Source organism: Proteobacteria bacterium CG1_02_64_396, from assembly GCA_001872725.1.
Classification (GTDB): Bacteria; Pseudomonadota; MNWR01; order CG1-02-64-396; family CG1-02-64-396; genus CG1-02-64-396.
Window position 1 is genome coordinate 1 of sequence record MNWR01000065.1, and the last position, 12,841, is coordinate 12,841.

General features: G+C 64.3%; 10 protein-coding genes, 1 tRNA gene and 1 pseudogene. 11 read left to right on the forward strand and 1 reads right to left on the reverse strand.

All coding sequences use genetic code 11. The annotated features are described in order from the left end of the window. Positions 1-3,609: pseudogene (locus AUJ55_07380) on the reverse strand (hypothetical protein). 252 nt (positions 3,610-3,861) lie between these two features. Here AUJ55_07380 and AUJ55_07385 point away from each other — a divergent pair. From AUJ55_07385 to AUJ55_07435, 11 genes are all read left to right on the forward strand, one after another. Beyond that, a complete protein-coding gene (locus AUJ55_07385) occupies positions 3,862-4,170 on the forward strand; it encodes a preprotein translocase subunit YajC (protein ID OIO56837.1) in 309 nt (102 codons plus the stop codon). Positions 4,171-4,232: 62 nt separating this feature from the next. Then, positions 4,233-5,822: a protein-export membrane protein SecD gene (locus tag AUJ55_07390; protein OIO56838.1), complete on the forward strand. Its 1,590-nt coding sequence runs from the start codon at positions 4,233-4,235 to the stop codon at positions 5,820-5,822. A 13-nt stretch (positions 5,823-5,835) separates the two neighbouring features. Beyond that, a complete protein-coding gene (locus AUJ55_07395) occupies positions 5,836-6,786 on the forward strand; it encodes a protein-export membrane protein SecF (protein ID OIO56839.1) in 951 nt (316 codons plus the stop codon). 30 nt (positions 6,787-6,816) lie between these two features. Then, complete coding sequence (locus tag AUJ55_07400) at positions 6,817-7,188, forward strand: hypothetical protein (protein OIO56840.1); 372 nt, start codon at positions 6,817-6,819, stop codon at positions 7,186-7,188. 8 nt (positions 7,189-7,196) lie between these two features. Then, positions 7,197-8,999, forward strand: a complete 1,803-nt coding sequence (locus AUJ55_07405) for a hypothetical protein (protein ID OIO56841.1) — start codon at positions 7,197-7,199, stop codon at positions 8,997-8,999. A 17-nt stretch (positions 9,000-9,016) separates the two neighbouring features. After that, positions 9,017-9,547, forward strand: coding sequence for a hypothetical protein (locus tag AUJ55_07410; protein OIO56842.1), 531 nt, complete (start codon positions 9,017-9,019; stop codon positions 9,545-9,547). After that, on the forward strand, positions 9,544-10,485 hold the full coding sequence (locus AUJ55_07415) for a hypothetical protein (protein ID OIO56843.1): 942 nt from the start codon (positions 9,544-9,546) through the stop codon (positions 10,483-10,485). The genes AUJ55_07410 and AUJ55_07415 overlap by 4 nt, the downstream gene beginning before the upstream one ends. A 62-nt stretch (positions 10,486-10,547) precedes the next feature. Next, positions 10,548-10,622 (forward strand) — tRNA-Gln (locus AUJ55_07420). A gap of 20 nt (positions 10,623-10,642) precedes the next feature. Beyond that, positions 10,643-11,593, forward strand: a complete 951-nt coding sequence (locus tag AUJ55_07425; GenBank protein ID OIO56844.1) for a phosphoribosylpyrophosphate synthetase — start codon at positions 10,643-10,645, stop codon at positions 11,591-11,593. A gap of 71 nt (positions 11,594-11,664) precedes the next feature. Then, a complete protein-coding gene (locus tag AUJ55_07430; GenBank protein OIO56845.1) occupies positions 11,665-12,252 on the forward strand; it encodes a hypothetical protein in 588 nt (195 codons plus the stop codon). Next, entirely contained in the window at positions 12,252-12,839 is a 588-nt protein-coding gene (locus AUJ55_07435) for an aminoacyl-tRNA hydrolase (GenBank protein OIO56846.1), read from the forward strand. The genes AUJ55_07430 and AUJ55_07435 overlap by 1 nt, the downstream gene beginning before the upstream one ends. Positions 12,840-12,841 lie beyond the last annotated feature (2 nt).

Consider the following 12,841-nt stretch of genomic DNA (forward strand, 5'->3'; position numbering starts at 1 on the left):
ATCGGTGGCCGACCAGGTCACCACCGTGGTGCCCACCGGGAAGTCGGTCGGGGCGTCGCTGGCCGGAGTCAGGGTGCCGTCGACCAGGTCGGTGGCGGTGGCGCTGCCAACGGCAACGGCGGTCAGCGGGCCGGTTGCCTCGATGGTGAGGTTGGCTGGGGCAGTCACGGTCGGCGGGGTGGTGTCGACCACCGTCACGGTTTGAGTTGCCGTTCCGGTATTTCCAGCCGCATCGGTCGCCGACCAGGTCACCGTCGTGGTGCCGACGGGGAAGTCGGCGGGGGTGTCGCTGGTGGGGGTCAGGGCGCCGTAGACCAGGTCGCTGGCGGTTCCAGTGCCGATGGCAACGGCGGTCAGCGGGCCGGTTGCCTCGATGGTGAAGTTGGCTGGGGCCATTACCATCGGCGGCGTCGTATCAACTACCGTCACGGTTTGCGTGGCGGTACCGGTGTTGCCTGCTGCATCGGTCGCCGACCAGGTGACCACCGTGGTACCGACCGGGAAGTCGGTCGGGGCGTCGCTGGCCGGAGTCAGGGCGCCGTCGACCAGGTCGGTAGCGGTCGCCGATCCAAGAGCAACCACCGTCCGAGGACCGGTCGCCTCAATCGTGATGGCCGCAGACGCCGTCACCGTTGGCGGCGTGGTGTCGAGCACCGTCACGGTTTGCGTGGCGGTGCCGGTATTCCCGGCGGCATCGGTTGCCGACCAGGTCACCGTTGTGGTTCCGACCGGGAAGTCGGTGGGAGCATCGCTGGTGGGGGTCAGGGCGCCGTCGACCAGGTCGGTGGCGGTGGTCATCCCCAAATCAACCAAAGTCCGGGGGCCGGTTGCCTCAATCGTGATCGCCGCAGGCGCCGTTATGATCGGCGGCGTCGTATCAACCACCGTCACGGTTTGCGTGGCGGTACCGGTGTTGCCTGCTGCATCGGTGGCCGACCAGGTCACCACCGTGGTGCCCACCGGGAAGTCGGTCGGGGCGTCGCTGGCCGGAGTCAGGGTGCCGTCGACCAGGTCGGTGGCGGTCGCCGAACCAAGGGCGACCGGGGTGCGGGGACCGGTAGCCTCGATGGTGATGGCCACCGGGGCGCTGACGGCGGGGGGAGTCGTATCGGTGATGGTGACGATTTGCGTCGCCGTACCGGTATTCCCGGCGGCATCGGTCGCCGACCAGGTGACCACCGTGGTACCGACCGGGAAGTCGGTCGGGGCGTCGCTGGCCGGAGTCAGGGCGCCGTCGACCAGGTCGGTAGCGGTCGCCGATCCAAGAGCAACCACCGTCCGAGGACCGGTTGCCTCAAGCGTGATCGCTGGAGGTGCCGTCACCGTCGGCGGGGTCATATCGACCACCGTTACTGTCTGGGTGGCGGTCCCGGTATTGCCGGCTGCATCGGTTGCCGACCAGGTCACCGTCGTCGTCCCCACCGGGAAGTCGGCCGGGGCATCACTGGTCGGGGTTAGCACGCCGTCCACCACATCCCTGGCGCGGGCCTTGCCGAGGTTGACGACCGTCCGAGGTCCGCGCGCCTCCACCGTCTTGTCGGCGGGAGCGACCAGCTTGGGCGGTGTCGTGTCGACGATGGTGATCGTCTGCACCGCCGTCGCCGTATTGCCCGCTGTGTCGCTGACGCTCCAGGTCACCACGGTGGTCCCCACCGGGAAGTCGACCGGGGCATCACTGGTCGGGGTCAATGCGCCGGCGACCAAATCGGTCGCGGTTGCTTTGCCCAGCGCCACCAAAGTCCGTGGTCCGGTCGCCTCCATCCGAATGTCGGCCGGGGGGGTCACCAACGGCGGCGTGGTATCGATCACCTCCACCGTTTGCTGCGCCATCCCCACGTTGCCCGCCTCGTCTTGGGCGCTCCAGGTCACTGTCGTGAGGCCGACAGGATAGGCCCCAGGCGCGTCGCTCCAGGGGATCAGCACCCCGTCGTGCAGATCGATGGCGGTGGCGCTGCCGATGGCAACCGCGGTCAAGGGGCCGGTCGCCTCCTGGGTCACGCGGGGCGGCGCCGTCACGACCGGAGGGACGGTGTCGAGGGTGACGATCAGGGTTTGGCTTGAGGCATTGCCCGCCTTGTCGCTCGCCCCCACCTCGATCCGATTGAGGTTTTCTTGCAATACCGCCGGCGCCGAGAAGGTCAGGTCGGCCCCCACGGTCACGGCATTGCCCTGAACGCTCAGGTCGGCCCACTCCGACACGCTGCCCGCGACCAAAATCGCGGGCTGGTTGGTGATGTAGGGGGTGGGGGGGAACACCATGGCGATGGCGGGGGGGATGGTGTCGACGACGAAGTCGAGGCTGGCGGGGGTCGACTCATTGCCGACCTTGTCTTTCACCGTGACCGCCACCGTCACCGGACCCTCGGGCAGCGGGGTCAAGGGGGCGCACTGACCGATCATGCTCCCCATGTCGCAGTGAACCGGCAGCGGCAAACCGTTGACGGTGAATTCGATCGAATCGGGATCGACCCCAATGCCGACATCGGAGTAGGCCACCCCGAGCGACAGCAGGTTGTTGCGCTGCCAGCTATTGGCGGGAGGCTGGGTGAAGGCGATGTCGGGGGGGATGGTGTCGATGTAGAGGGCTAGATCCTGCACCCGACCTTCACTTTTGACGGTGGCTGTCACCCGACCGGTCGCATCGACATGGGCGACCTTGCGGGCATTGGCGACCCAGGCGGAGAGATCTTTGGGATCGGTCACCAGCGCCAGAATGTGGTCGGAATGGCCGAAAGGCTCCAGCTCGAACAGGGGCATGCCGGAAGGATCGAACCGGCTCAGGCTGCTCTCCCCCGCCACCCACAGATTCCCGCCGCTGTCGACCGCGATCAAACGGGGTTGGCGGCTGGGGTACGAGGCCACCACCCGCCCCTCGGGCGAAAAGGCGACCACACTGCGCTTCAGGGCCACGAACAGATTGCCGGTTTGGCCGTCGACCGCGATGTCTTGGGGGTGCGCTTCATCCTCGCGACCCAGCGGGAGTGCCATCCGTAAGGCGCCGTCCTTGCCGTAGGCGGCCACGCCCCGCTCGTCGGCAACCCAGACCGTACCCCGCTCTCCGTCGACCGCCAGCGCCGTCACATTCCGGTTTTGCTGGATCTTGGAAATCACTTGGCCCGTTGCATCGACACCATAGACCGCTTTGCCCTGGCCGACCCAAACCGAGCCGTCGCTTTCGTCCACCGCCAGGGATGCGGGGTCGTTGTGCTCGGAGGATGACTCCTGGTCGTGCTTTTTGTCGCCGTGTTCCGAGCTTTGGGGGGGAATGGGCAGGCTAAGGAGGGTGCGGCCATCGAAGCCGAAGGCGGTCAGTTGCCCGCGTCCGACCGCCCATAGCGTGGTGCGAGGCTCATCGACCGCGATGGATTCGATCTTGTCGGCGTCGGGGATGGCCAGGATGACCCGGCCTGCGGCGGTGGAGACCTTAATGACGCCGTTGGACTCGGCGATCCATAGGGCGTCGACGTTCGTGGGGGTGGCGATTGGGGGTGGGGAATCGCCGTCCGAGCGGTGGTGGTCGTCCCCGGCCCAAGCCGAAAACGAGCAAAACAACAAGGCCATTGCGGCCCCCAACCCACCCACCTGTTGGCACAAGCGCTTGATCTGCATCCCCTACCTCCGTGATCCTGCCGAAATTGTGTGACGGCGTTCACATCGTTGACGGGGAGAGGCTGGGGTGTCAAGGGGGGGGTAGCGAACCTGTAGCGAGCCTCATCAGGGAACGCCCCATCCCCGCCGTTTCATCCTGTTTTCCCCTCGGGTCTTGATGCGGTCACCGCTGACGGTCACACTTCCGGACTTTTTTAGGTTGGTTTTTTCCCGCCGCTCTCCCAAGGGGCGGCCATGCGATGGAGTTCAACGATGCTCGACTGGCTGATTACCCCCGCCTATGCCCAAGCTGGTGCCGCTCAGGGCAATGGCATGGAAGGGATCTTCATGATGGTCCTGATCTTCGTGATCTTTTACTTCCTGCTCATCCGGCCCCAGCAAAAGCGCGTCAAGGAGCACCGGGCTATGGTCGAGGCAATTAAGCCCGGCGATAAGGTGATGACCGGCGGCGGCATCATCGGTACCGTCCGGGGTGTCGACGACAACAACATGAAGGTCGAAATCGCCGAAGGGATCGTGGTGAAGGTCCGCCGCGATACCGTCGCCAGTAAAGAGGACTGACGGGCGGGGGTATCCCCCGCGCATCCCCCTCGGTTCAAGATTCGGCAGGAGCTAAGCCCCCCATGAACGAATTTCCCCGCTGGAAAATGGTGACCATTGTCTTCGTGACCCTGGTCGCCATGTTGTTTGCCTTCCCCAATCTGCTCTCCCCCGAAACCCGTGACAAGCTCCCCTCCTGGCTGCCCAGCCAAGGGGTGAACCTGGGTCTGGATCTGCGCGGCGGCATCCATCTGGTGTTGCAGGTGCAGGTCGAAAAGGCGCTGCGCCGGACGGTGGAGGGTGATACCGACGAGGTTCGTAACGCCGTTCGTGAAGAGAAGCTGCGCTACGGTGGGGTTGACGTGGTCGACGACCACACCATGGCGGTGCTGGTCGGCGAGGGGGAATCGGAGCGGTTGCAGACGGCGATGGCCAAGGCGCTGCCCAATTACACCATCGCACCGGGGGAACATGCCGGTAAGGCGGCGCTGCTGCTGACCTTGACCCCCCTATCGATGGAGGAGATCAAGAAAAATGCGGTCGATCAGGCCATCGAGACGATCCGCAACCGCATCGACCAGTTCGGTGTCTCCGAGCCGGTGATTCAGCGTGAGGGTCAGGATCGGGTGCTGGTTCAACTGCCGGGGGTAAAAGATACCCGCCGCGCCAAGGCGCTGATCGGTCGTACCGCCCTGCTCGAATTCAAGATGGTCGACGAACAGGGGGATCTTTCCGCCGCCCTGGCGGGGCGGGTTCCCCCCGGCGACGCGTTGCAATACAGCAAACCGGCTGCCGGACAGAGCGCGACCCCCTACCTGCTGAAAAAACGGGTGGCCTTGACCGGCGATCTACTCACCGACGCCCGGGTCGCCATCGACCCCCAAGACAATCAGCCGCTGGTGCACATCACCTTCAACCGCAAGGGGGGGCGTAAATTCGCCGACCTGACCGCCGAGAGTGTCGGCAAGCGGATGGCGATTGTGCTCGATGGGGTGGTCTATTCTGCCCCCGTCATCCGCGAAAAGATCGAGGGGGGACGGGCGCAGATTTCGGGGTCGTTCACCCCCGAAGAGGCCCACGACTTGGCCATCGTCCTGCGGGCCGGAGCCCTACCCGCTCCGGTGGTGGTTGCCGAGGAACGGACGGTCGGTCCCTCGCTGGGTCAGGACTCCATCGACGCCGGGATGACCTCGATCATCGTCGGTGGTGTGATCGTCTTGATCTTCATGGCGCTGTACTACCGGGTTTTTGGGGTCATCGCCGACATCGCCCTGGTCTTCAATATCGTCATTCTGGTGGCGGTGCTGTCGATGTTGCAGGCAACCCTGACCCTGCCCGGTATGGCGGGGATCGTGCTGACCATCGGTATGGCGGTCGACGCCAACGTGCTGATTTTTGAACGCATCCGCGAGGAATTGCTGCTGGGGCGAACCCCGATTGCAGCCATCCACAGCGGTTACGACAAGGCGTTCGTGACGATCATGGATTCAAACATCACCACCTTGATTGCCGCCCTGGTGCTCTTCGGTTTCGGTACCGGCCCGGTCAAGGGGTTTGCCGTGACGCTGTCCATCGGCATCCTGGCCTCGATGTTCACCGCCATTCTGGTCACCCGCTGGCTGGTCCACCTGACCTACGGCCGCCGCCGCCGCGTCCAGAGCCTGGCGATCTAATAAGGATTTCGACATGCAACTGATTCCATCGAATACCAGCATCGATTTCATCGGTCGCCGCAAGATCGCGTTTGCGATCTCGGGCTTGATGGTGCTGCTCGCCCTGGTTGCCTTGGCGACCAAGGGGCTGAACTGGGGCATCGATTTCGCGGGGGGTACCATCGTCGAGGTGCGGCTGGAGCAACCCAGACCGGTGGGCGATCTGCGTGACGCCCTGGAGATGGCCACGATTGCCGGGGCCTCAATCCAGCATTTCGGCACCGAGACCGAGTTCTTGATCCGCATGCCCAACGCTGAAGGGGCCGACTCGGGGACGATCTCAACCCAGGTTCTATCGGCTCTTGAGACGGGGTTGGGTCAGGGTCAGGTCGAACTGCGCCGGGTTGAGTTTGTCGGCCCCGCCATCGGCAAGGAGCTAACCGAAAAAGGGGTGCTGGCGCTGCTTTATGCCCTGGTCGCCATTTTGTTTTACGTCGCCTGGCGCTTCGAGCTGCGCTTTGCCCTCGGAGCCGACTTGGCGCTGCTGCACGACGTGACCATCACCCTGGGGATCTTCGCGATCACCGGCAAGGAGTTCACCCTGCCGGTGGTGGCCGCCGTCCTGACCATCATCGGTTATTCGCTCAACGATACCATCGTGGTCTTCGACCGTATCCGCGAAATCATGGTGAAGCTGCGTAAACGCCCCTTGGTCGAAATCATGAACAAGGCGGTGAACGAAACCCTGTCGCGCACCGTCATGACCTCGTTCACCACCATCCTGGTGTTGGTGGCGCTGTTCTTCTTGGGGGGCGAGATCATCCACGACTTTGCCTTTGCCCTGCTGATTGGCATCGGTGTCGGGACCTACTCCTCGATCTTCGTTGCCGCCCCCGTGGTGCTGGCGATGGAGGGCAAGCGGCAACCCAAGCTGCCCGGTTCCGAGGGGGACGATGCCGCCGAAGGGCAGGCAGCAGCCTCGTAATTTTTTGACCCCAAAGGGGATTCCACACCAATGGACGTCTCCCCCTTCACCGCCGAGGGGGTCTACCTCATCAAGGGGTATGGCCCCGGTTTCATCCAGGTGAATCAAGATCGGCACGACTGTTCCCTGATCGTGGGACCAGGCGTGTTGCAAACCTGGGCGCTGGAACCCGATGCCCCTCTCGATCGGGCGGCACTCGAACCGATTGTCGAAATGGCCCCTGAGATGGTGTTGATTGGGACCGGTTCTGCGATTCGGCACCTCGATCCCCAAGTACGCCAATGGCTGCGCGAAGTGGGCATCCGGGTCGAATTGGTCGATACCCCCAACGCTTGTCGGACCTACAACTTTTTGGTGCAGGAGGGGCGCTCCTTCCTGGCCGCGCTGGTGGTGTTGCCTTGAGGAATTCCATGAATCGAGTTCATGCCTGGTGGATCCAGGGGGCCGTCGTGCTCGCCCTGGCAGGATGCGCCACCACCTCTGCCGCCCCCCCCGCTCCCGATCCAACCTCCACCCAGGCTCAACCGCAGCTCCGGCAGGAGGCCCCCGTCCGTGACGGGGCCGCTCCGCTGGGGCAGAGCGACGCCGCCCTGGACTTCAAGGCCCGTTTTCTCTTTTTGGCGGCCGAAAAGGCGCGTGCGGCAGGGGACAACCCCCAGGCCTACCAGGCCTACAAAGAGTTGGCGGCGCTGTATCCCGACGATCTGTTCGTGGTGCGCCGTCTGCGCGACGCCGCCGTGGCGGCGGGCGCCCTCGACGACGCCCTGGTGCAGGCCCAAAGGCTGGCCGAAATCGCCGAGGCCCCGGTCGCCGATTCGGTGCTCTGGGTCAGGCTGCTCATGGCCAAGGGGGATCTCGACCGGGCGTTGACCCTGGCGCGGGGGGTGACCCAAAAGAACCCCGAGGATTTGGGGGTTTTGAACCTCCAGGTGCAGGTGCTCGATCAGATGGGCAAAAGCGAGGAGGGGACCAACCTGGTCGAGGCGTGGGACCGCCGCCATCCCGATGGGATCGAGGGGTTGATGTACCTGGCCCAGCGGGCTTTTCGGGTGGGAGAACACGACAAGGTCCGCACCTATTTGCAGCGGGCGGTGGCCCGGGATCCCGACAATCCCAAGCCGCTGTTCCACCTGACCCGGGAGATGTTCGAGTCCGACCCCTCGGCGGTCATTAACCTGCTCGAACCCTTCATCGCCAAACACGACGACAGCCAACTTGAGGAATATCTAGCCCGCGCCTATTGGAGTCAGGGAAGGCGGGAGGAGGCGCGTGCCCTATTCAAAAAGATGACCGGTTACGACGAGGTCTCCCCGGTCACCTACCTGGCGCTGGCGCTGATGGCGCAAGAGGACGGGCGGGCCGAAGAGTCGTTACAGTGGCTTGAAAAAATCCCCCCCGAACTGCGCCAGACCGCCCGGATCACCTACTACGAAGGGGTGACCCGGCAGATGCTCGGCCATCGGGACGAGGCGATCGCCATCTTCAAGTCGATCCCTAAAGGTCAGGATGACCTCTACGACCAGGCCCAGATTCGCTTGATCGACCTGCTGCTGGAGTCCAAGCAGTACGACCAGGCGCGGCAGGTGCTTGAGGCCAACCGCGAGGGGCTCAAGGAGCGCCTCTTCTATTACCTGGCTTGGAGCGATCTTGAAACCTCGCTTGAGCACCCCGATCAGGCGCTGCTCTGGATCGAGGAGGGGATCAAAGCGATTCCCGACAACCTCGATTTGATCTTTCAGCGGGCGGTGCTCAGTGACCGTTTGCAGCGCTGGGAGGAGGCCGAGGCCGCTTTCAAACAGGTGATTGCCGGCAATCCCGAACAGGTCGAGGCACTCAACTACCTGGCCTACAGCTACGCCCTGCGCGGCCAGCATCTCGACGAGGCGCTGTCCCTGATCGAGCGGGCGCTGAACCTCAAGCCCACCGACGCCTACGTCGATACCAAGGCCTGGATCCTCTTCAAAATGGGGCAGTTCAAGCAGGCCAAGCAGGTGCTGGCCCCCCTGATGGCCCAGGAACAGACCGATCCCATCCTCTTCGAGCATTGGGGTTCGATCCTGGAATCGGCGGGGGAGACCCTGCCCGCCATCGCCGCCTTTCGCCGCGCTCAGGTGCTGCTGGAGGAAAACGGCACCAGCGAGGGGACCCTCGAGGCGATGCGGGGCCGTTTGGCCGAGGCGCTCAAACGGCTGGGCGCCGATCCCGCGCCGTGAAGCGGAGGGGCGGTTGGTTGCTGGCGGGGCTGGGCTTGATTGCCCTGTTGGGGATGGGCGGTTGCGCCCACCCCTCACCTCCGACCCCCTCGACCCCGCTCGGGGTCGAGGGGGTCGGGGTGGTCAAAATCCGAAGCGGCCTTGAAAAACAATCGCTGCGGGTGGCGGTGATGGCCCGCCCGGGCGAGGTCCGCATCGAATCGCGCTCCCCGCTCGGCTCCCCCCTGTTTGTGCTGCGGCTGAGCGGCGATGCTGCCTTTGCCTGGACGGCGCAGCGCGGCGCGATCAATCCCCTCGAACTCGCCCAGGCGCTGGGCTGGCCCCAGCTTCCCGACGGTCGCGAGTTGGCCCGACTGATCCTCTCCCCTCAGCACAACCAAATGCAGTGGGATGGCGCGACCATGACGGTTGAAAGCCGCAACGACCAAGGGCTGCCCGAGAGCCTTCAGTGGCAGGGGCACGACTGGCAAGGGCTGGGGCAACTGCGGGCTTGGTCCCCCTTAAGCGGCGACGAGGCTGTGTGGATGATGCCTGAGGGGGCGCCGTGATCCTGCGGGCTGTGGCGCCGGCCAAAATCAACTGGAGCCTGAGGGTGGTGGGACGGCTGCCCAATGGCTACCACGAACTTGATTCGGTGTTTCAAGCGCTCGCTCTGGCCGACGAGCTCACCCTTGAGACGGGGGAGGGGGGCGACCGGCTGACGGTGCGGCTGGCCGAAACCGGCGCCGATGCCCCCGAGCTGGCCACTCCCGAGAATTTGGTGCTCAAAGCGGCGGCGACGCTGCGCCAGGCGGTTCAGCCGCTGGGGCTCTCTTGCCCTCCGGTCCGTTTCCACCTGACCAAGGCGATCCCCTGGCAGGCGGGGTTGGGGGGGGGCTCTTCCGATGCCGCCACGGCGCTACGACTGTTGGCCCACCACTGGGGGGTGGCGCTGCGCTGGTCGCAGTGGCTGGAGATCGGGTTTTCACTCGGGGCCGACGTTCCCTTTTTCTTATGTGAAACCCCCCAGCGTATCAGCGGCGTCGGCCTGCCGAGCGGCGCGCTCGATCTGCCCGAGGTGGCGCTGCTGCTGCTTCATCCCGGCCCTGGACTTTCGACCCCCGAGGTCTTTCGCCGCCGCGCCGCGATGGGGGTGGAGCGGGCTGGGGGCAACTTCTTGACACCGTGCGGGCGGATCCATAGGCTACCGGCCCTTTTTCGGGAGGGGGTTCAGGGGGGTGCTTTGGGCGAGATTTTGGCCGAAGGCAACGATCTTGGCCCCGCTGCGCTCGATCTTTCGCCCGAGTTAAGGGGGTTGGTCGACTGGGCGCAAACCGAAGGGATGGAGCCAATCTTCATGAGCGGCTCCGGTCCGACCTGTTTTGTCCCGGTGGTGGACGATGCGCAGGGAAGGGCATGGGCCGATCGCGCGCAGCTGGCTGGCTGGCGGTCGTGGTCCACACGGACGTTGCGGCAGCACCCTGGACCAGCATTACCGGTCGTTTGAAGGTTTTTGCCGTTTTTCTGGAGCAACGTTCGGAACCTCGGTTTTGAGTCGTTGCTTTTTGATGGGGTGTCGCCAAGCGGTAAGGCCCCGGATTTTGATTCCGGTATTCCCAGGTTCGAATCCTGGCACCCCAGCCAACACATCCATCCGAGTGGTCATGTCCCTGAGCCGGTTGAAACTGATTTCGGGTACCGCCAACCCCGATCTCTCCAAGGCGATCTCCGATCACCTCGGGGTGAACCTCGCCGAGGTCGAGATTAAGCGGTTTTCCGATGGCGAGATCTTTGCCGAAGTGAACGAAAACGTCCGCGGTTCGGACGCCTTCATCCTTCAGCCGACCTCGTCGCCGGCCAACGACCATCTGATGGAATTGCTGATCCTGATCGACGCCCTCAAACGGGCCTCGGCCAGCCGGATCACCGCGGTTATTCCCTATTACGGGTATGCCCGCCAAGATCGTAAATCGGCGCCGCGCACCCCGATCACCGCCAAGCTGGTGGCCGATCTACTCACCACCGCCGGGGCCGACCGGGTGCTGACCATGGATTTGCACGCAGGGCAGATTCAGGGGTTCTTCAACATCCCGGTCGACAACATCTTTGCGATGCCGGTGATTCTTGGGGCGCTACGCGAGCGCATGACCGATCCCGACAAGACGGTGATCGTCTCCCCCGACGTGGGCGGCGTGGTTCGGGCGCGGGCCCTGGCCAAGCGGCTGGGGGTCAACATGGCGATCATCGACAAACGCCGTCCCAAGGCCAACGTGGCCGAGGTGATGAACATCATCGGCGACATCAAGGGGATGGACTGCATCTTGATGGACGACATGATCGACACCGCTGGAACCTTGACCCAGGCGGCTGCGGCTTTGAAAGAAAACGGCGCCAACCGGATTTTGGCGGCGGCGACCCACCCGGTACTTTCGGGGCCTGCGGTCGAGCGGATCAAAAACTCCTCCATCGACGAGGTGTTGGTGACCGACACGATCGCCTTGCAGGCCAACGCCCGAGGGGTCGACAAGCTTACGGTCCTGTCGATGGCCCCCCTGCTGGGCGAGGCAATCAGGCGGATTTCCGACGAGGAGTCGGTCAGCTCGTTGTTTGTTTAATCGGTTGATTTTTTTGGAATACCCGCCCCCATGTGGGGGCGGGATTTTTGATTTTTGAGACGGAGTATCCGATGTCCGGCACCCACATCATCGACGTTCAGGACCGCACCGAATTCGGCACCCGCGCCACCCGCCGGTTGCGTACCCAGGGGCTGATCCCCGCCGAGGTCTACGGCCATGGCGACAACGATCACCTCAGCCTCAATGCCCGCGAATTCACCAAACAGCTGCGCACCCCCGGCTTCGCCTCGGCGGTGGTTCAGCTCAAAAGCGACAAGAAGAACGAATCGGCCTTGATCCAGTCGGTCAGACGTCATCCGGTCAGCGGCGACATCATCCACGTCGACTTCCTGCGGGTGAGCCTGAGCGAAGAGGTCGCCCACGCCGTGCCCCTGCACTTCGTTGGCGCCGAGAAGTGCCCCGGTGTGAAGGCTGGCGGCATGTTCGAGCCGATCCGCCGCGAGCTTGAGATCCATGCCAAGGTGAGGGATTTGCCCGACTTCATCGAGGTCGACGTCTCCGGCATGAACCTGCGCGACGTGATCCACGTCCTCGATATTCCCCTGCCCGAGGGCTGCAAGGTGGTCACCGACGTCAACTTCACCCTGTGCACCGTCGTTGGTCATGGCGGTCCCGCCGGGGGCGGCGAAGAGGGCTGATGCCTGGAACGCTGATCGTCGGCCTGGGTAATCCGGGCACGCAGTACGAAGGAAGCCGACACAATGTCGGCTTTCTTTTTGTGGAGCGTATGGCCGACTTGTGGGGGCTGCCCCCCTTCAAGAAGGGGCTCCATCAGGCTCAATCGGCCCGCGGGCGGGTCGAGGGTGAGTCGGTGGCGCTGGCCCTGCCCCAGACATTCATGAACCGCAGCGGCGACACCGTCGTCCCCTTCCTCAACGATCTGGGGATCGAGGGGGACCGTATGCTGGTGGTCCATGACGACATGGATCTGCCGCTGGGCCACCTGCGTTTGAAGGTCGGTGGTGGCCACGGCGGCCACAACGGCCTGCGCCACATCATGGCCCGCCTGGGCCACGGCGATTTCGCCCGTTTGCGGGTCGGAATTGGCAAGGCGGCCAGCCGGGAAGAGACGGTCAACTTTGTGCTCGGCCGTTTCGGCAAAGCGGAGCAGGCGCTGATCGACGACGCCTTCGACGCTTTGCGCCCCCATTTCAAGCTTTTGGTCCACGCCGAGTGGAATCTGGCGATGAACCACATCAACCTCATCAAACCCGCCACCACCTAATC